At 73.0% G+C, this 18,078-nt stretch carries 17 protein-coding genes; 12 read left to right on the forward strand and 5 right to left on the reverse strand.

Annotated features, from left to right (window positions below; all coding sequences use genetic code 11):
- Positions 1-9: 9 nt before the first annotated feature.
- From ACFZDE_RS29365 to ACFZDE_RS29375, 3 genes are all read right to left on the reverse strand, one after another.
- Entirely contained in the window at positions 10-684 is a 675-nt protein-coding gene (locus tag ACFZDE_RS29365; protein WP_391205039.1) for a gamma-glutamyl-gamma-aminobutyrate hydrolase family protein, read from the reverse strand.
- A 37-nt stretch (positions 685-721) separates the two neighbouring features.
- Entirely contained in the window at positions 722-2,167 is a 1,446-nt protein-coding gene (gene eat, locus ACFZDE_RS29370) for an ethanolamine permease (RefSeq protein ID WP_391204809.1), read from the reverse strand.
- 154 nt (positions 2,168-2,321) lie between these two features.
- Complete coding sequence (locus tag ACFZDE_RS29375; RefSeq protein ID WP_391002506.1) at positions 2,322-3,062, reverse strand: FCD domain-containing protein; 741 nt, start codon at positions 3,060-3,062, stop codon at positions 2,322-2,324.
- Positions 3,063-3,159: 97 nt separating this feature from the next.
- Here ACFZDE_RS29375 and ACFZDE_RS29380 point away from each other — a divergent pair, with 97 nt between their 5' ends.
- Genes ACFZDE_RS29380 through ACFZDE_RS29395 form a run of 4 tightly spaced genes read left to right on the forward strand, consistent with a single transcriptional unit; the run spans position 3,160 to position 7,651 of the window.
- Positions 3,160-4,524 carry a glutamine synthetase family protein gene (locus ACFZDE_RS29380; protein WP_391204812.1) on the forward strand — a complete coding sequence of 455 codons (1,365 nt, stop codon included), beginning with the start codon at positions 3,160-3,162 and terminating at the stop codon, positions 4,522-4,524.
- Between the two features lie 8 nt (positions 4,525-4,532).
- Positions 4,533-5,906 carry an aldehyde dehydrogenase family protein gene (locus ACFZDE_RS29385; RefSeq protein WP_391204815.1) on the forward strand — a complete coding sequence of 458 codons (1,374 nt, stop codon included), beginning with the start codon at positions 4,533-4,535 and terminating at the stop codon, positions 5,904-5,906.
- Complete coding sequence (locus ACFZDE_RS29390; protein WP_391002500.1) at positions 5,903-6,688, forward strand: 3-oxoacyl-ACP reductase; 786 nt, start codon at positions 5,903-5,905, stop codon at positions 6,686-6,688. Before ACFZDE_RS29385 ends, ACFZDE_RS29390 begins: the two co-directional genes overlap by 4 nt.
- A gap of 48 nt (positions 6,689-6,736) precedes the next feature.
- The gene (locus ACFZDE_RS29395) at positions 6,737-7,651 is read left to right on the forward strand and encodes a DUF2510 domain-containing protein (RefSeq protein ID WP_391205042.1); all 915 of its coding nucleotides are present in this window, start codon (positions 6,737-6,739) and stop codon (positions 7,649-7,651) included.
- Positions 7,652-7,679: 28 nt separating this feature from the next.
- Here the strand turns inward: ACFZDE_RS29395 and ACFZDE_RS29400 are convergent, their stop codons facing one another.
- On the reverse strand, positions 7,680-8,882 hold the full coding sequence (locus ACFZDE_RS29400; RefSeq protein WP_391002498.1) for an alanine racemase: 1,203 nt from the start codon (positions 8,880-8,882) through the stop codon (positions 7,680-7,682).
- A gap of 1,993 nt (positions 8,883-10,875) precedes the next feature.
- Here ACFZDE_RS29400 and ACFZDE_RS29405 point away from each other — a divergent pair.
- The 3 genes from ACFZDE_RS29405 to ACFZDE_RS29415 are packed head-to-tail and all read left to right on the forward strand — an operon-like array spanning position 10,876 to position 13,670.
- A complete protein-coding gene (locus ACFZDE_RS29405; protein ID WP_391205048.1) occupies positions 10,876-11,688 on the forward strand; it encodes a hypothetical protein in 813 nt (270 codons plus the stop codon).
- Entirely contained in the window at positions 11,685-12,899 is a 1,215-nt protein-coding gene (gene mycP / locus ACFZDE_RS29410; protein WP_391002496.1) for a type VII secretion-associated serine protease mycosin, read from the forward strand. Before ACFZDE_RS29405 ends, mycP begins: the two co-directional genes overlap by 4 nt.
- 42 nt (positions 12,900-12,941) lie before the next feature.
- Complete coding sequence (locus ACFZDE_RS29415; RefSeq protein WP_391204818.1) at positions 12,942-13,670, forward strand: SseB family protein; 729 nt, start codon at positions 12,942-12,944, stop codon at positions 13,668-13,670.
- Positions 13,671-13,678: 8 nt separating this feature from the next.
- On the opposite strand, the gene ACFZDE_RS29420 is transcribed toward ACFZDE_RS29415, so the two are convergent.
- Complete coding sequence (locus ACFZDE_RS29420) at positions 13,679-14,035, reverse strand: DUF1844 domain-containing protein (protein ID WP_030848736.1); 357 nt, start codon at positions 14,033-14,035, stop codon at positions 13,679-13,681.
- A gap of 395 nt (positions 14,036-14,430) precedes the next feature.
- Here ACFZDE_RS29420 and infC point away from each other — a divergent pair, with 395 nt between their 5' ends.
- From infC to ACFZDE_RS29445, 5 genes are all read left to right on the forward strand, one after another.
- A complete protein-coding gene (infC, locus tag ACFZDE_RS29425) occupies positions 14,431-15,069 on the forward strand; it encodes a translation initiation factor IF-3 (RefSeq protein ID WP_391002908.1) in 639 nt (212 codons plus the stop codon).
- A gap of 108 nt (positions 15,070-15,177) precedes the next feature.
- Positions 15,178-15,372: a 50S ribosomal protein L35 gene (gene rpmI, locus ACFZDE_RS29430; protein ID WP_003977225.1), complete on the forward strand. Its 195-nt coding sequence runs from the start codon at positions 15,178-15,180 to the stop codon at positions 15,370-15,372.
- Positions 15,373-15,470: 98 nt separating this feature from the next.
- Complete coding sequence (gene rplT / locus ACFZDE_RS29435) at positions 15,471-15,854, forward strand: 50S ribosomal protein L20 (RefSeq protein WP_010045263.1); 384 nt, start codon at positions 15,471-15,473, stop codon at positions 15,852-15,854.
- An 87-nt stretch (positions 15,855-15,941) separates the two neighbouring features.
- Positions 15,942-16,802 (forward strand): TrmH family RNA methyltransferase, encoded by an 861-nt coding sequence (locus ACFZDE_RS29440; protein ID WP_391002491.1) that lies wholly within the window; start codon positions 15,942-15,944, stop codon positions 16,800-16,802.
- A gap of 54 nt (positions 16,803-16,856) precedes the next feature.
- Positions 16,857-18,008 carry an ATP-binding protein gene (locus tag ACFZDE_RS29445; protein WP_391204821.1) on the forward strand — a complete coding sequence of 384 codons (1,152 nt, stop codon included), beginning with the start codon at positions 16,857-16,859 and terminating at the stop codon, positions 18,006-18,008.
- Positions 18,009-18,078: the final 70 nt, after the last annotated feature.

Raw genomic sequence — 18,078 nt, forward strand, 5'->3', positions numbered from 1 at the left:
TTGCTGGGGTCAGCTTCTTGTCGCCGCGTTCACCAGCGCCCCCATCACCCGCACGTCCTCGCCCATCTCCGGATGCCACTGCACGCCGAGTACCCAGTCGGCGGAGGGCAGTTCCACCGCCTCCACCGTGCCGTCGGCCGCGTAGGCCGAGGGGATCAGACCCTCGCCCAGGCGGTCCACGGCCTGGTGGTGGTACGTCGGCACGAACGTCTCCTCCGGGACCACACCGGCGTACAGACTGCCCGGCACCGGCTTCACCGTATGTCCGCCGAAGACGCCGACCGTCTCGGCGTGGCCGTCGATGTGCTGTACGAGCGTCCCCCCGAGGGCGACGTTCAGCAGCTGCATGCCCCGGCAGATCCCCAGCAGCGGCACCCGGGCCGCCAGGGCCGCCTCGATCAGCGCCAGTTCCCAGGCGTCCCGCTCCGGCGCGGGCGGCCCGGTCCGGGGCTCGCGTTCCGCGCCGTAGCGCACCGGCTCGACATCCGGGCCGCCCGCAATGACCAGCCCGTCCAGCCGGGCCACGGCCTCCGCGGCGTGCCGCGTGTCGTCCGGCGGCAGCATCGCGGCCAGACCGCCGGCCCGCTGCACCAGCCGGGGGTAGCCGACCGGCAGCAGGGCGGCCTCCAGCTCCCACACGCCCCAGCGCGCACCGGTCTCCAGATAGGTGCTGACCCCGATCAACGGCCTGCCCACGACAACTCCCTCACGGTCGAACCACTCAGTCCCTTGCCAACTCTGCCTCGGCCGCCGCCAGCGCCGCGAACTCCTCCTCCGGCGCCTTCGCCACCAGGTGCTTGCGGCTGTACAGGCCGAAGTAGGCGACGGCCACGGCGTACACCAGGAGGGCGATCAGCGCCGCCGTCACGTCCACCAGGAAGGTCGCCACCAGCGCGGCGCACGCCAGCACCAGGGCGACCGACGACGTCACCACCCCGCCCGGCGTGCGGTACGGCCGCTCCAGCTCCGGCTCCCTGCGGCGCAGCACGATGTGCGACAGGGACATCAGCGCGTAGGAGATGGTCGCGCCGAAGACGGCGATGTTCAGCATCCGCGCGCCGTTGCCGGAGATCGCCGCCAGCAGGAAGCCGATCGTGCCGGGGACCAGCAGGCCCAGGTAGGGCGCCTTGCGGCCGCTGGTCAGCGACAGGAAGCGGGGCAGATAGCCCGCCCGGGACAGGGCGAACAGCTGGCGCGAACCGGCGTAGATCAGGGAGAAGAAGGACGCCACCAGACCGGCCAGGCCCGCGTAGTTGACGATCCGGCTCAGGGTCGTCGCCTCGCCGTTCGGCTGGAGCGCCTCGACCAGCGGGTTGCCCGCGTCCTGGATCGCGGCGGAACCGCGTGCCCCAGCCGCCGCGAAGAACGTGACCACCGCCAGCACCACCAGGATGCCCATCGACCAGCGGATGGCCTTCGGCAGCGTGCGGGCCGGTTCCTTGGTCTCCTCGGCCGCCAGCGGCACGCCCTCGACGCCCAGGAAGAACCACATGCCGAACGGAAACGCCGCCCAGATCCCGAGCAGGCCGAACGGCAGCCAGGAGCTGGAGCCCGCGGCGGAGGAGTCGACCGGGATGTCGTCCAGCGACGCGAAGGAGAAGTCGGGCAGTGCAGCCAGCGCGAACACGATCAGGGCGGCGACCGCGATGCCGGTGACGACGAAGCTGAAGCGCAGCGCCTCGCCGACGCCCCACAGGTGGATGCCGAGGAAGATCGCGAAGCAGACCAGGTACATCGGCCAGCCGGACTCCAGCCCGAACAGGCCCAGCGACTCGACGTAGTCGCCGATGAAGATGACGATGGCGGCGGGCGCGAGGACGTACTCGATGAGGATCGCCGTACCGGTCAGGAAGCCGCCCCACGGGCCGAGCGCCCGCCGGGCGAAGCCGTAGCCGCCGCCCGCCGTGGGCAGGATCGAGGACAGCTCGGCGAGCGCGAAGACCATGCACGCGTACATCGCGCCCATGAGCACCATGGCGATCGCCAGGCCTCCGAAGCCGCCCTCGGCCAGGCCGAAGTTCCAGCCCGAGTAGTCGCCGGAGACGACGTAGGCGACGCCGAGGCCGGTCAGCAGCACCCAGCCGGCGCTGCCGCGGCGCAGCGCTCTGCGTTCGAGATAGTCGTCGCCCTCCGGGGCGGCGGGTGTGAGGGTGGGTTCCTGGGACATAAGCGGACTCCCGACGGGGCGGCGGCGGTTCACGGGGTCGAGCGGGCTGGGGCTCAATGGAATGAGGCCATACCTTTGCGGTGCCGACCGGTGGAAGGCAAGACCCGTGCGTCAATCGCCCGTAAATCCTCACCGCGCGACGACACCGCCCGGCTCAGCCGAGGAACCCCCGCAGCAGCGCCGCCGTCCCCCCGCAGTGCTCGCGCATGATCTCCCGCGCCTGGTCGGCGTCGCCCTCGATCACCGCCTCCACCAGGGCGGTGTGCTGGCGCTGCGAGTGCTCCAGGTTGCGCACCAGCAGCGGGATGCAGTCGAGCAGGTCGTTGACCCTCGCGCGGACGGCCGCGTACTGGGCGGTGAGCGTGGCGGACCCGGACAGCTCGGCGATCGTGAGGTGCAGCAGCGTGTCCAGCCGGCGGTAGTCGGCGAGCGGCGCGTCGTGTGTGCGCGCCAGGGCCTCGCGCAGCCGGTCCGCCTGCTTCTCCTCCAGCCCGTGCGCCGCGCACAGCCCGGCCGCGCCCACCTCCAGCACCTCCCGGAACCGCAGCACGTCCTCTATGTCGACCTCCGCGACCCGGCGCCGCAGCTCGTCCTCGCCGACCGCCTCGGCGCGCGGCAGCACGAACGTCCCGCCGTACCGGCCGCGCCGCGACTCGACGAGGCCCTGGTCCTGGAGCACCTTCAGCACCTCGCGCAGCGTCACCCGGCTGATCCCCAGCCGCTCGGCCAGCTCCCGTTCGGCGGGCAGCCGCTCGCCCCCCGGCACCAGGCCCAGCCGTACGACCTGGAGGATCTGCTCCAGTGCCTCCTCGAAGCCGTTGCCCGCGCGCACCGGCCGCAGCACCGGCGTCAGCCCGTCGCGCTCCACCTCGCCGCCCCCAGCTTCCTCCGGCATGTGGCCGTACCCCCTTCCCAAGCAATGGTTCTCGGCAATACCTTATGGCTCCCGGCGGATCCAGGCAGCGGATCCAAGGAGCCTAGGAGGCCTTCCCGTGGCAGACCGCACAGCCCCGCTGAGCGTCGAGGAACTGCACACCCTCGTCGCCGGCGGTGAGATCGACACTGTCGTCCTGGCCTTCCCCGACATGCAAGGGCGGCTCCAGGGCAAGCGGTTCGCCGCACGCTTCTTCCTCGACGAGGTCCTCCAGCACGGCACCGAGGGCTGCAACTACCTGCTCGCCGTCGACACCGAGATGAACACCGTCGACGGCTACGCCATGTCCTCCTGGGACCGCGGCTACGGCGACTTCGCCATGCACCCCGACCTCACCACCCTGCGCCGCGTCCCCTGGAACGAGGGCACGGCCATGCTCCACGCCGACCTCGCCTGGAGCGACGGCAGCCCGGTCGTCGCCGCCCCCCGCCAGATCCTGCGCCGCCAGCTGGAGCGCCTGGCCGAGCTCGGCTACACCGCCCAGGTCGGCACCGAGCTGGAGTTCATCGTCTTCAAGGACACCTACGAACAGGCCTGGGACGCCGGCTACAAAGGCCTGACCCCGGCCAACCAGTACAACATCGACTACTCCGTCCTCGGCACCGGCCGCATCGAGCCCCTGCTGCGCCGCATCCGCAACGAGATGGCCGCCGCCGGCCTCACCGTCGAGTCCGCCAAGGGCGAGTGCAACCCCGGCCAGCACGAGATCGCCTTCCGCTACGACGAAGCCCTGGTCACCTGCGACCAGCACTCCGTCTACAAGACCGGCGCCAAGGAGATCGCCGCCCAGGAGGGCATGTCGATCACCTTCATGGCCAAGTACAACGAGCGCGAGGGCAACTCCTGCCACATCCACCTCTCGCTCGCCGACGCCGACGGCGGCAACGCCATGGCCGGGGACGGCGAAGGCGGCATGTCGGACGTCATGCGCCACTTCCTCGCCGGACAGCTCGCCGCCCTGCGCGACTTCTCCCTCCTCTACGCCCCCAACATCAACTCCTACAAGCGGTTCCAGCCCGGCTCCTTCGCCCCGACCGCCGTCGCCTGGGGCCAGGACAACCGCACCTGCGCGCTGCGCGTGGTCGGCCACGGCCGCTCCCTGCGCTTCGAGAACCGCCTGCCCGGCGGCGACGTCAACCCCTACCTCGCCGTCGCCGGGCTGGTCGCGGCCGGACTGCACGGCATCGAGCAGAAGCTGGAGCTGCCCGAGCCCTGCCCCGGCAACGCCTACGCCGCCGACCTCGACCACGTCCCCACCACCCTGCGCGAGGCCGCCGAGCTCTGGGAGAACAGCACCGTCGCCCGGGCCGCCTTCGGCGACGAGGTCGTCGCGCACTACCGCAACATGGCGCGCGTCGAACTGGACGCCTTCGACGCCGCGGTGACCGACTGGGAGCTGCGCCGCTCCTTCGAACGCATGTGAGGTCCTTCTTGTCTTCCGAGCACCTTCTGGAAGTACTGAACCCCGCGACCGAGGAGGTCGTCGCCGCCGTCGGCGGGGCGAGCCCGGCCGACGTCGACGCGGCCGTCACCCACGCCGCCCGGGCACAGCGGATCTGGGCGGCCCTGGCCCCCGCCGACCGCGCCCGGCTGCTGCGCCGCTTCGCCGCCACCGTCGAGACGCACCTGGAGGAACTGGCCCGCCTGGAGGTCCGCGAGGCAGGCCACCTCATCGGCAACGCCCGCTGGGAGGCCGGCAACGTCCGCGACCTGCTGGACTACGCCGCCGGGGGAGTGGAGCGGCTCACCGGCCGGCAGATCCCCGTGCCCGGCGGCCTGAACGTCACGATCCTCGAACCGCTCGGCGTCGTCGGCGTGATCGCGCCCTGGAACTTCCCCATGCCGATCGCCGCCTGGGGCACCGCACCCGCCCTCGCGGCCGGCAACGCCGTCCTCCTCAAGCCCGCCGAGACCACCCCGCTCACCGCCCTGCGCCTCGCCGAACTCGCCCTGGAGGCCGGGCTCCCCGAGCACCTCTTCCAGGTGCTGCCGGGACGCGGCGACATCACGGGCGACGCCCTGGTCCGCCACCCCGGCGTCGCCAAGATCGTCTTCACCGGCTCCACCCGGACCGGGACCCGCGTCGCCGCCCTCGGCGCCGAGCAGGTCAAGCCCGTCACCCTCGAACTCGGCGGCAAGAGCCCCAACATCGTCTTCGCCGACGCCGACCTCAAGACCGCCGTCGACCCCTTCTCCTTCCTCGACAACTCCGGCCAGGACTGCTGCGCCCGCACCCGCGTCCTGGTACAGGAGTCCGTCTACGACGAGGTCCGCGAGCACCTCGCCGAGGCCCTGGCCGCCGTGGTGGTGGGCGACCCCGCCGACGAGAAGACCCAGATGGGCCCGCTGATCTCCCGGCAGCAGCTCGACCGGGTCCGCGGCTTCGTGCCCGACGGAGCCCCGGCCCTGCGCGGCAGCGCACCCGAAGGACCGGGCTTCTGGTTCCCGCCCACCGTCCTCACCGGCGAGAGCCCCGACTCGCCCGCCGCCTGCGAGGAGATCTTCGGCCCCGTCGCCGTCCTGCTGCCCTTCACCGACGAGCAGGACGCGATCCGCCTCGCCAACGACACCCCCTACGGCCTCTCCGGCTCCATCTGGACCCGCGACGTCGGCCGCGCCCTGCGCGTCTCCCAGGGCGTGCGCGCGGGCAACCTGTCCGTCAACTCCCACGCCAGCGTCCGCTACTGGACCCCGTTCGGCGGCTACAAGCAGTCCGGCGTCGGCCGCGAGCTCGGCCCCGACGCCCTGGCCGCCTTCACCGAAACCAAGAACGTCTTCATCAGCACGGAGGGCCCCGCACAGTGACTGCCCAGGAGAACATCTGCCGCCGCCTGGTCGGCCGTACCGCCGTCGTCACCGGAGCCGGCAGCGGCATCGGACTCGCCACCGCCCGCCGTCTCGCCTCCGAGGGCGCGCACGTCGTCTGCGGCGACGTCGACGACGCCCGCGGCAAGGCCGCCGCCGAGGAGACCGGCGGCACCTTCGTGAAGGTCGACGTCACCGACCCCGAGCAGGTCGAGGCCCTCTTCAAGACCGCCTACGACACCTACGGCAGCGTCGACATCGCCTTCAACAACGCCGGCATCTCCCCGCCCGACGACGACTCCATCCTGGAGACCGGCCTGGAGGCCTGGAAGCGCGTCCAGGAGGTCAACCTCACCTCCGTCTACCTTTGCTGCAAGGCCGCCATCCCCTATATGCGGCGCCAGGGCCGGGGCTCGATCATCAACACCGCGTCCTTCGTCGCCCGCATGGGCGCGGCGACCTCCCAGATCTCCTACACGGCCTCCAAGGGCGGCGTCCTCGCCATGTCCCGTGAACTGGGCGTGCAGTTCGCCCGCGAGGGCATCCGCGTCAACGCCCTGTGCCCCGGCCCGGTCAACACCCCCCTCCTCCAGGAGCTGTTCGCCAAGGACCCGGAGCGGGCCGCGCGCCGTCTGGTGCACATCCCGCTGGGCCGGTTCGCCGAGGCCGAGGAGATCGCCGCCGCCGTGGCCTTCCTCGCCAGCGACGACTCCTCCTTCGTGAACGCCACCGACTTCCTGGTCGACGGCGGGATCGCGGGGGCGTACGTCACACCCCTGTAGGCGGGTGCCCTCACGGCCCGGGCCGCGCCCTACAGTGCCGGGATGAGCATGACGCCGCCGCCCGGCTGGTACCCCGACCCGCACGCCCCGCACCGGCAGCGCTGGTGGGACGGCACGGCCTGGACCGAGCACCGCAGTGCGCCCGAGGCCCCCGCCGCCCCGCCACCGGGCGGCGGCTCGGGCCGGACGAAGGCGGTCGTGCTGACCGCCACGGGCGTCGTCCTGGTCGCGGCGATCGTCACCGGAGCCGTCGTCCTCGGCGGGGGCGACGGCGACGGCACCACGACCAGGACCGCCCCCACGTCCACCGTCGAGGCCTCTTCGGACGCGCCGGAGCCGACCCCCGAGGCGTCCACCCCCGAGGCGTCCGCCTCCGAGCCGTCCGCCGACGACCCCGCCGTCGTCGAGGACCAGCTCAACGGCGTCACCTTCCCGCTGCTCGACGGCTGGGTCCGCCCGCGGCACGTCGCCCAGGACGACGTCGTCATGACGACCGACGGCACCTACGACTGCCCCGCCGGCGTGGGCCTGTGCCGCCACGGCATGGTGTTCTCCCGCACGGTGACCGCGAACGACGAGAAGTCCCCCGAGACCCTCGCCAAGGCCGACATCTCCGAGGCGGCCGACGAGGCCTACGACCGTGACAGCCTCGGCCGCGAGCTGTACGGCGGCCTGAAGTCGCACCAGGTCGTCAGGTCCGGGCCGGTCGCGGTGGCGGGCCGCGCCGGGTACCTGGTGCGCTGGCGCGTCACGACCGACAAGGGACCCGGCGGCTACGTCCAGTCGCTCGTCTTCCCCTCCAGCGCCGGCACCGAGTCACCCGTCCTCGTCCGATACGTCTTCGACGCCGGCGAGGACGGACCGCCGCTCGCCGACATGGACCGCCTCACCAAGGGCATCCGCCCGTTCGGCGACGCGGACACCGGCGGCGGCGTCGGCAGCAGCATCGGCCCGACGGACTGAGGCCCCCTGCCTCAGAGGAACGTGTGCCTCAGAGGAACGTGTGGCCCTCGCCGCGGTAGGTGGGCACAGTCGCCGTCACCGCGTCGCCCTCGACCAGGTGCAGCGCGTCGAACCGCTCGCACAGCTCACCGGCCTTGGCGTGCCGGAACCACACCTTGTCCCCGATCAGCAGATCGTCGGCGGGCGAGCCGAGCAGCGGCGTCTGCACCTCACCGGCGCCCTCCTGAGGGTCGTAGCGCAGCCCCTCCGGGAGGTACGGCACGGGTGACCGGTCGGCCCCGGCCGCACCCGAGGCGGGGTAACCGCCACCGAGCACGGTCACTACGCCCACCCCGGGCCGACGCACCACGGGCATGGCGAACAGGGCCGCCGGACGTCCGCTGAACGACGTGTAGTTGTCGAACAGACGCGGCACGTACAGCCCCGACCCGGCGGCGATCTCGGTCACCGCCTCCTCGGCCGCCGTGTGCTGCACCGAGCCGGTGCCGCCGCCGTTGACGAACTCCAGGCCCGGCACGACGGCCCGTACCGCGCGCACCACCTCCGCACGCCGCTCGGCGAGTTCACGCTTCGCGGCGGCCTGCATCAGCCGGATCGCACGGGACCGCAGCGGACGCCCGGCCAGCGCGTCCCCGACCCCGGCGACATGCCCCTCGTACGCCATGATCCCCACGACCTCGAAGCCGGGCCGCCGGGCCACCGCCCGCGCCACGTCGGCGACCTGGGCGGGGGAGTGCAGCGGCGAACGCCGGGCCCCGACCCGCACCCGCCCGCCGAGCAGCTTCAACGAGGTGTCCAACTCCAGGCACACCCGCACCACTTCACGCCCGCCGGCCCGGGCGGCGTCGATCAGATCCAGCTGGGCGACGTCGTCGACCATGACGGTCACGGCGGCGGCGAGCTTGGGATCACCGGCGAGTTCGGCGTAGGCCGCACGGTCGGCGGACGGGTAGGCCAGCAGTACGTCGTCGAACCCCGAGCGGGCCAGCCACAGCGACTCGGCGAGCGTGAAGGACATGATCCCCGCGAAGCCGTCCCTGGCCAGGACGCGCTCCAGCAGCGCCCGGCAGCGCACGGACTTGCTGGCGACGCGGATCGGCTTGCCCCCGGCGCGGCGGACCAGGTCGGCGGCGTTGGCGTCGAAAGCCTCCAGGTCCACGATCGCTAGAGGGGCGTCGAGAGGGGCGGTGGCCCGGTCGTAACGGGCCCGGTCGGCGGCACGCGCAGTCATGAACGCAGCCTGCCAGACTGGATTACCGCAGGGTAGGGGGACGTTCCGGGCAGATGCCCCGGCCTCGCGGACTGGTTCCCGTTCGCCCAGGAACAAGCCGTAGAGTGACGCGCACGTACGGCGGAGGGCGCCGGCCGGGAATCTGAGCCGGGATGACGCCACGTCCGTACGGGTATGTGTGCCCGGGACGATTCCGTGCCGGGCCTCGGGCAGGACGACACCGGCCCGCGCCGGACGAACGGCCCGGGCATGAGGAAACGGGGGGTGCATGAGCACGGAAGCGCAACGCGCCTCCTTCCCCCCGCGCCCCACGACCCCACCCCGCCCACCCCACCCCCCGGCGACGGACCCCACGGCCTCCGTGGACCCGCCCCCGCCCCCTGCACCCCCCTCCGACCCTCCGACCAACCACCCCCGCTTCCCACCCCTGAACACAGCCCCGCGTCCCCACCTCGCACCCCCGACAGCTCCCGGCCACCCCGACCCGACCGAGGCCTCCCGCCTCGCGGCCCCGACGGCTCCTGGTCGACCCGGTCCGACGGAGGCCTCGCGCCTTTCGGACCCGACGGCTCCTGGTCGCCCCGGTCCGACGGAGGCCTCGCGCCTTTCGGCCCCGACGGCTCCTGGCCGCTCCGGTCCGGCTGAGTCGCCTCGTCTCGTGCCCCCGACGGCTCCTGGCCGCCCCGGTCCGGCCGAGGCGTCCCGCTTCTCGGACCCGACGGCACCCGGTCGCCCCGGGGACGCCTCCGCACCACCCCCGCCCCGGGCTTCCACCCGCTTCCCGGACACGCCACCGACGGTGGGCCGAGGGAGTGGCGCCGCTGAACCCACCACGGTCTCCGATGCCAGTGGCGGTGCCCGCTCCGGTTCGCTCATGAACTCCGGCGCCGGTGGCGAGGCCCGCTCTGAGTGGGACACGGCGTCGTCCGGTGTCGGCCGTGGGACACGTCCTGGGTCGTTCAGGGAGTCCGGTACTGGTGGCGATGCCCGCCCTGCGTCGGATACGACGTCCGGCTTCGGTCGCCCGGGCCGCCCCGAGTCGTCCTCGGGGCCCGGCGTCGGCCGTGATGCCCGCCTTGAGTCGGACGCAGCGTCTGGCGTCGAGCGTGGGACACGTCGTGGGTCGTTCAGTGAGTCAGGCAGTGGTCGCGAGGCCAGGCCGGGTTCGGACGCCGCTCCGGGGGCCGGCCGCCAGGTCCGCCCTGAGTCCTCCACTGCGTCCGGCCTCGGCCGCGAGGCCCGTCCCGGGTCGGACTCGGCGTCCGGCCTCGGCCACCAGAGCCGCCCTGCGTCGGACACGACACCCGGCGTCGGCCGTCAAGCCCGCCCCGAGTCGTCCACCGCGTCCGGACCCGGCCGCGACGCACGCCCCGCCCCGGATGCGGCGTCCACCGCAGGCCGAGCACCCCGTCCCGACTCGGACACGACCTTCGCCACAGGCCTTGCGCCCCGCCCCGGCTCGGACACGGCGGCTGCCGCCAACCGGGGGACCCGCCCCGGCTCGGACACGGCGCCTGCCGCGAACCGTGCGCCCCGCCCCGGCTCGGACACGGCGCCCGCCGCAAGCCGGGCGACCCGTCCCGCCTCGGACAAGCCGTCCAGCGCCCCGGCAGCTGGGCTTCCCCCGCGTCCGCGTCACCTCCCCCCGGCGGGATCGCCCGGCCCCGTGGGGCGGGCTGGTGCGTCGGAGCGGGAGCTGTCGGAGAACACCGGGAGGCCCTTCCGGCTGTCCGCTCCCGGGCGGGCGGACGCTTTCGTCGAGACGCCGGTGGAGACGGGCGGTCGGCCGTTCCGGCTGCCGCCGCCGCGCCGGACCGGCGTACCCGGCGAGCACGCGTCGGCGTCGGCGTCGGCGCCGGACCAAGCCGCCGCGCCGGGGACCACGACCCCGCGCCCCACCGCCCCGCCCCGCCCCGCGCACCGGCCGCAGATGGCGTCCGCCACCCCTGTCGTTCCCGACCCCGCCCTCTCCTGGTCCGCCACCCGCCCGCTCGTGTCGTTCGGCGAGCCCGAGGGCTACGACGGCGATGCCCGGCCCCGGCCGCTCGGCCGCCGCGGGGCCTCGCAGGCCGCAGCTGCAGCCGTCTGCCTCGTGCTCGGGCTGGGCCTCATCTCGGGTGCGGTCACCGGCAGCTGGCTCGTCGGCGACTCCGGGGCGGAAGGCTCGCCCAGCAGCTTCGCCGCCGCCGGAAGCCTCTGGCACAGCGTCCCCGTCGACCAGCTGTTCCCGCCCACCGTGGAGGGCCGGGGCGCCGGCCCCGGCGGAGCCGACCGCACCTGGACCCGTATCGCCGTCGCCCCCGACAGCGGCTGCAAGAACGCCTTCGACCCGCTGCTGCGCAAGGCCCTCGCCCCCGTCGGCTGCGAACGCCTCCTGCGCGCCACCTACACCGACGCCACCGAGAGCCACGTGACCACCGTCGGCCTGCTCTTCACCACGGCCGACGCCCCCGGCATGACCGCCCTCGCGAACCGTTTCCGCAAGGAACGCCTGGACCGCCGCAGCGACCTGATGCCCCTGCCGTACGCCGCGAAGGGCACACCCGCCGCCGGCTTCGGCGCCCCGCAGCGCGCCTCCTGGACCGTCTCCGTACTCACCGAGGCCCCGGTCGTCGTCTACGCCGTCTCCGGCTGGGCCGACGGCCGTACCGTCGACGACCCCCAGCCCGCCGTGGACGCCGTGGCGGCCGACGCCACCACCGCCGTCGCCCAGGCCGGCCTCGGCAACGAGGCGCAGGGCCTGGCCGACCGCGTCGAACGCGACTTCCGCAGAAACGTCCGCTCGGCCTCGGAGCAGCCGTCGTGAACGCCGCACACACCCCCACCGGCACCGGCACCCGCCCCCGCAGGCCGTCCCGGAGGGCCGCCGCCCTCGGCGTCCTGCTGACCGCCGGCCTCGTCCTCCTCCCGGCGGCCACCGCGTACGCCGACGGCATCCGCGCCCAGCAGTGGGCCCTGGACGCCCTGCACACCGAGCAGGCCTGGCAGACCACGAAGGGCCGGGGCATCACCGTCGCCGTCCTGGACACCGGCGTCGAGGCCGACCACCCCGACCTGGCCGGCAACGTCCTGCCCGGCAAGGACCTGGTCGGCTTCGGAGCCGAACCGGGGGAGCGCGCCTGGGCCCGGCACGGCACCGCCATGGCCGGCATCATCGCCGGCCATGGACACGGCCCCGGCAACGCCGACGGCGTCCTGGGCATCGCCCCCGAGGCGAAGATCCTCCCGGTCCGCGTGATCCTGGAGGACGGCGACGCCTCCCGCGCCAAGGCCCGCTCCACTCGCGGCAACGCCCTCGCCGAGGGCATCCGCTGGGCCGCCGACCACGGCGCCGACGTCATCAACCTCTCCCTCGGCGACGACTCGGCCTCGGCACACCCCGAGCCCAGCGAGGACCAGGCCGTCCAGTACGCGCTGGAGAAGGGCGTGGTCGTCGTCGCCTCCGCCGGGAACGGCGGTGAGAAGGGCGACCACATCTCCTACCCGGCCGCCTACCCCGGCGTCATAGCCGCCACCGCCGTCGACCGGGCCGGCACCCGCGCCTCCTTCTCCACCCGCCGCTGGTACGCCACGGTCAGCGCCCCCGGCGTCGACGTCGTCATCGCCGACCCCGACCACAAGTACTACGAGGGCTGGGGCACCAGCGCCGCCGCCGCCTTCGTCTCCGGTGCCGCCGCCCTGGTCAAGGCCGCCCACCCCGGCCTCACCCCGGCCCAGATCAAGTCGCTGCTGGAGGACACCGCCCGCAACGCCCCGTCCGGCGGCCGCGACGACTCCCGCGGCTTCGGCTTCGTCGACCCGGCCGCCGCCATCGAGGCCGCGCGCCGGATCGAGCCCGAGGGCCTCAGGTCGGCGTCCTACGGCGAGAAGTACTTCGGCAGCGGACCGGACACCGAGGTCTCCGGCGACGACACCGCCGACTGGGCCGCCCCCCTCGCGGGTGGCGCCGGCGGCGTCCTGCTGGTCGCGGCGGTCGTCCTGTGGCGGGGCCGCCGCAGCGGCGGCGAGGACCACTGAGCCACTGCCGGGCGCGCACCGTCCGGCCGATAGGGTCGACGCGTGGCGAACAAGAACATCCCGGACTCCGGCTTCTCCGACGACGACGGCTCCGCCGATCCCCGGCTGAGCGCGGCACTCGCCGCCTGGTCCGGGGACCGGAGCGCCGTGGGTCCGGTCCTGGCCGCCCTCAAGGGCGCCCGGCTGCTCGTCCCCGTCGTGGCCGTCCTCGGCGAGGTCGAGGAGGACGAGCGGGGACTGCGCCGCGAGAAGACCAGCGACATGGCCGTCCCCACCCTCAAGGCAGGTAACCGCACCGCCCTGCCCGCCTTCACCTCCACGGACTCCCTCGCCCGCTGGGACCCCCAGGCCCGCCCCGTCGCCGTACCGCTGCACCAGGCCCTGCGGGCCGCCGCGCACGAGAAGGCGGACACGGTCGTGCTCGACATGGCGGGGCCGGTGCCCTTCGAGCTGACGGGTCCCGCGCTGCTCGCCCTCGCCGAGGGCCGCGCGAACACCGACCCGCTCGCGGATCCGGTGGTGGTGGGTGCCGTACGGGACGCCGTGGCCGCCGAGCCCGCCGTGGTGCGGGCGCACCTCGGGCCGGGGCAGGCCGACGGCACCCTCGCCCTGGTGCTGGACCCGTCGGCGGTACCGGCCGACGCCGCGCGGGCCGTCGCGGAGCGGCTCGCCGCCGACGAGACACTCAGGGCCCGCCTGGTACGCGGCCTCGACCTGGCACTGCTGCCGGCCGAGGTCACGCCACCGGGCGAGCCCCTGTTCGTACGCTGAGCGAGGCCCTAGCCGTACACCGGCCCCGTGTACTTCTCGCCCGGTCCCTGGCCCGGCTCGTCCGGTACGAGGGAGGCCTCGCGGAACGCCAGCTGCAGCGACTTCAGGCCGTCGCGCAGGGGAGCCGCGTGGAAGGAGCTGATCTCGGTCGCCGTCGCGTCCAGCAGACCGGCCAGGGCGTGGACCAGCTTGCGGGCCTCGTCCAGGTCCTTGTGCTGCTCGCCCTCCTCGGTCAGACCGAGCTTCACCGCGGCGGCGCTCATCAGGTTGACGGCGACCGTCACGATCACCTCGACCGCCGGGACCTCGGCGATGTCACGGGCCATGGCGTCGAAGTCGGGGGACTCAGGAGGGGTGTCACTCATGCCCCACACGATAGGCGCAGGGAGCGGGCGCACCCCACGTGACCCCGGCTCGCCCCAATTGGCCGTTCCTGGCCCTTGCTGGTAACCTCATGTAACGACCGGTCGGACACGTGTGCCTCACAACTCGCGAGCCCGACCCACAAGTGGAGGCTTTCGAACTCCCACCCGATCACCCTCAGGGCGGCGGGTCACCGGTCAGGCGGTCCCGTCGCAGCGGCGGTGATCCGCCCGAAAGCGCGCCCCGCGGCCCCCCGCGGCGGTGCTCCGGTAGTTCGAGGAGCCCCGCCTGGGATCGTCCGGGGCATTTTTGTTGCTTCGACGCGGTTAGGTCTATCGAACACAGACGTTACGCGGCCGTCCGCCAGACCGTCGCGTGGTGCTACCGAGGAGGATCCATCAGCGCCGAGCCCCGCATCAACGACCGGATTCGCGTTCCCGAGGTGCGACTTGTCGGTCCCAGTGGCGAGCAGGTGGGCATCGTCCCCCTGGCCAAGGCACTGGAGCTTGCGCAGGAGTACGACCTGGACCTGGTCGAGGTCGCGGCGAACGCCCGTCCGCCCGTGTGCAAGCTCATGGACTACGGGAAGTTCAAGTACGAGTCGGCCATGAAGGCCCGTGAGGCGCGCAAGAACCAGGCGCACACGGTCATCAAGGAGATGAAGCTCCGGCCGAAGATCGACCCGCACGACTATGACACCAAGAAGGGTCACGTCGTTCGGTTCCTCAAGCAGGGCGACAAGGTCAAGATCACGATCATGTTCCGTGGTCGCGAGCAGTCCCGTCCCGAGCTGGGCTACCGACTGCTGCAGCGTCTCGCGGAGGACGTCCAGGACCTCGGTTTCGTCGAGTCGAACCCGAAGCAGGACGGCCGGAACATGATCATGGTTCTCGGTCCGCACAAGAAGAAGACCGAGGCGATGGCCGAGGCTCGCCAGGCGCAGGAAGCCCGTAAGGCGGACGCGAAGGCCAACCCCGGCAAGTCGCAGAACGCCGCGGAGTCCGAGGCGCCGGCCGAGGAGCCCGCCGAGGCGTGACTCCCGGGACGCCAGTCCCAGGAAGCAACCGAAACAAGACGACGCTCCACCTGTGCCCGGTTTCGCGACCGGGCACCGGAGCGCCACCGACGAGGAGAGAACGGCGCTATGCCGAAGAACAAGTCGCACAGCGGTGCCAGCAAGCGCTTCAAGATCACCGGCTCCGGCAAGGTGCTGCGCGAGCGCGCCGGCAAGCGCCACCTGCTCGAGCACAAGTCGTCCCGCGTGACGCGTCGCCTCACCGGCAACGCCGAGATGGCCCCGGGCGACGCCGCGAAGATCAAGAAGCTTCTCGGCAAGTGACGTCCGGGCGCGTGAGCGCCGGACGCACGTCAGACCGGGACCCAATCGATTTCGGGTCGTGTAAGCACCCCCACGGCCCCGCTACAAGGAGTTAACAAGTGGCACGCGTCAAGCGGGCAGTCAACGCCCACAAGAAGCGTCGGGCGATCCTCGAGCAGGCCTCCGGCTACCGCGGTCAGCGTTCGCGCCTGTACCGCAAGGCCAAGGAGCAGGTCACCCACTCGCTGGTCTACAACTACAACGACCGCAAGAAGCGCAAGGGCGACTTCCGTCAGCTGTGGATCCAGCGCATCAACGCCGCTGCCCGCGCCAACGGCATGACCTACAACCGCTTCATCCAGGGTCTGAAGGCCGCGAACATCGAGGTCGACCGCAAGATCCTGGCCGAGCTGGCCGTCAACGACGCCGGTGCGTTCGCCGCCCTCGTCGAGGTCGCCCAGAAGGCGCTGCCGAGCGACGTGAACGCGCCGAAGGCTGCGTGACGCCGGCTCCGAGCCGATGTGACGGAAGGACCCGCAGGCCGGATGGTCTGCGGGTCCTGCTGTGCAGCTACCCAGAAAGCGAACCGGATGCCTCCCGCCACCCCCGAGCTCATCTCCCCCCGCTCCCCCCGCGTGCTGGCCGCGCGGCGGCTGGCCAAGCGGAACTTCCGGGGGAAGGACCGGCTGTTCCTCGCCGAGGGACCGCAGGCCGTGCGGGAAGCCGCCGGGCACCGGGCCGGGGACACCGCGACACTCGTGGAGCTGTTCGCCACGCCGGAGGCCGCGGAGCGCTACGCCGACATCGTCGGAGCGGCCCGGGACGCCGGAGCCCGGGTGCACCTCGCCGCCGAGCAGGTGATCGCCGACATCTCCACCACCGTCACCCCACAGGGCCTGGTCGGTGTCTGCCGGTTCCTGGACACCCCCTTCGAGGAGGTCCTCGCCGCCCGCCCGCGGCTGGTCGCCCTCCTCGCCAACGTCCGTGACCCCGGCAACGCCGGGACCGTGCTGCGCTGCGCCGACGCCGCCGGAGCCGAGGCCGTCGTGCTGACCGACGCCTCCGTCGACGTGTACAACCCCAAGGCCGTCCGCGCCTCCGTCGGCTCCCTGTTCCACCTGCCGGTCGCCGTCGGCGTGCCCGTGGAGCACGCCGTCGAGGCGCTGCGGGACGCCGGTGTCCGGGTCCTGGCCGCCGACGGCGCGGGCGACCGCGACCTCGACGACGAACTCGACAAGGGCACCATGGGCGGGCCGACCGCCTGGGTCTTCGGCAACGAGGCGTGGGGCCTGCCGGAGGAGACCCGCGCCCTCACGGACGCCGTCGTGCGCGTTCCGATCCACGGGAAGGCCGAGAGCCTGAACCTCGCCACCGCCGCCGCCGTATGTCTCTATGCGTCGGCGCGTGCACAGCGCGCCGCCGGAGGGTGCCGCTCCGTCACCGGGAACTAGTAGGGTGACCAGCTCAGGGACCCCTCTGCGGAGCCTTGGAGGTGGGGTACGGGGATGAGTGTCGGCACGAGCAGCGCACCGGGAGCCCAGGACGCCGGGAATCCGCCCGCCGCGTCCCGGCCACCCGGTGATCCCGCAGGACTCGGCATCGACCCCGACCAGCTGCCCGACGGACTCGTCGTCGCCGACGAGCAGGGCCACGTCATCTGCTTCAACCAGGCCGCCGAGCGCATCACCGCCGTCCGCGCTCAGGACGCCCTCGGGCAGCGCCTGGAGAAGGCCCTGCCGTTAGAGGACCTGGAGGGCCGGCGCTGGTGGCAGCTGACCGATCCCTACGGCGGCCTCGCCATCCGCGTCGGACAGCCCGAGCGCAACCTGCTCCTGCCCGGCGGCCGTGAGGTGCTGGTCTGCGCGCGCTACGTCCGCACCCGGCCCACCGGCCCCCTGCGGCGCCTGGTCGTCACCCTGCGCGACACCGAGGCGCGCCGCCGCACCGAGCGCAGCCACGCCGAGCTGATCGCCACCGTCGCCCACGAGCTGCGCTCCCCGCTGACCTCCGTCAAGGGCTTCACCGCCACCCTGCTCGCCAAGTGGGAACGTTTCACCGACGACCAGAAGCGGCTGATGCTGGAGACCGTCGACGCCGACGCCGACCGGGTCACCCGGCTCATCGCCGAGCTGCTCGACATCTCCCGGATCGACTCCGGACGCCTGGAGGTACGGCGCCAGCCCGTCGACATCGGCGCCGCCGTCGGGCGGCACATCCAGGCCTACGTCGCCGCGGGGCAGCCCGCCGACCGGTTCCTGCTGCGCGTCCAGCAGCCGCTGCCCGACCTGTGGGCCGACCCCGACAAGATCGACCAGGTGCTCAGCAACCTGCTGGAAAATGCCGTGCGGCACGGCGAGGGAACTGTCACGATCGACGTCACGGCCACGGCGTCCCTCCGCGAGGGCGAGTACGCCGAGAACGCAGCCACGTCGGTCACGGTGAGCGACGAGGGACCCGGCATCCCGGAGGAGTCCATGAACCGCGTCTTCACCCGCTTCTGGCGGGGCAGCAAGCGCGGCGGCACGGGCCTCGGGCTGTACATCGTCAAGGGCATCGTCGAAGCCCACGGCGGCACCATCACCGTCGGCCGCGCCCCCGGAGCCGGCGCCGAGTTCCGATTTACGTTGCCCGTGAGCGCTCCGGCCTATCTCGCCTGAGCACCGCGGGCGCATTCGGATACCTCCACCCCGTTAGACTCGGCCATTGGCACCTTTGTGTCCCCACAGA

It is taken from the genome of Streptomyces sp. NPDC007929 (assembly GCF_042959065.1).
Classification (GTDB): Bacteria; Actinomycetota; Actinomycetes; order Streptomycetales; family Streptomycetaceae; genus Streptomyces.

Bases quoted from the DNA above. Each gene is read 5' to 3' on its own strand.
- ACFZDE_RS29440 (WP_391002491.1), top strand. From the start codon at position 15,942: ATGCCTCCCGCCACCCCCGAGCTCATCTCCCCCCGCTCCCCCCGCGTG.
- ACFZDE_RS29400 (WP_391002498.1), bottom strand. From the start codon at position 8,882: ATGACTGCGCGTGCCGCCGACCGGGCCCGTTACGACCGGGCCACCGCC.
- eat (WP_391204809.1), bottom strand. From the start codon at position 2,167: ATGTCCCAGGAACCCACCCTCACACCCGCCGCCCCGGAGGGCGACGAC.
- rpmI (WP_003977225.1), top strand. From the start codon at position 15,178: ATGCCGAAGAACAAGTCGCACAGCGGTGCCAGCAAGCGCTTCAAGATC.
- ACFZDE_RS29420 (WP_030848736.1), bottom strand. From the start codon at position 14,035: ATGAGTGACACCCCTCCTGAGTCCCCCGACTTCGACGCCATGGCCCGT.
- ACFZDE_RS29395 (WP_391205042.1), top strand. From the start codon at position 6,737: ATGACGCCGCCGCCCGGCTGGTACCCCGACCCGCACGCCCCGCACCGG.
- ACFZDE_RS29445 (WP_391204821.1), top strand. From the start codon at position 16,857: ATGAGTGTCGGCACGAGCAGCGCACCGGGAGCCCAGGACGCCGGGAAT.
- ACFZDE_RS29375 (WP_391002506.1), bottom strand. From the start codon at position 3,062: ATGCCGGAGGAAGCTGGGGGCGGCGAGGTGGAGCGCGACGGGCTGACG.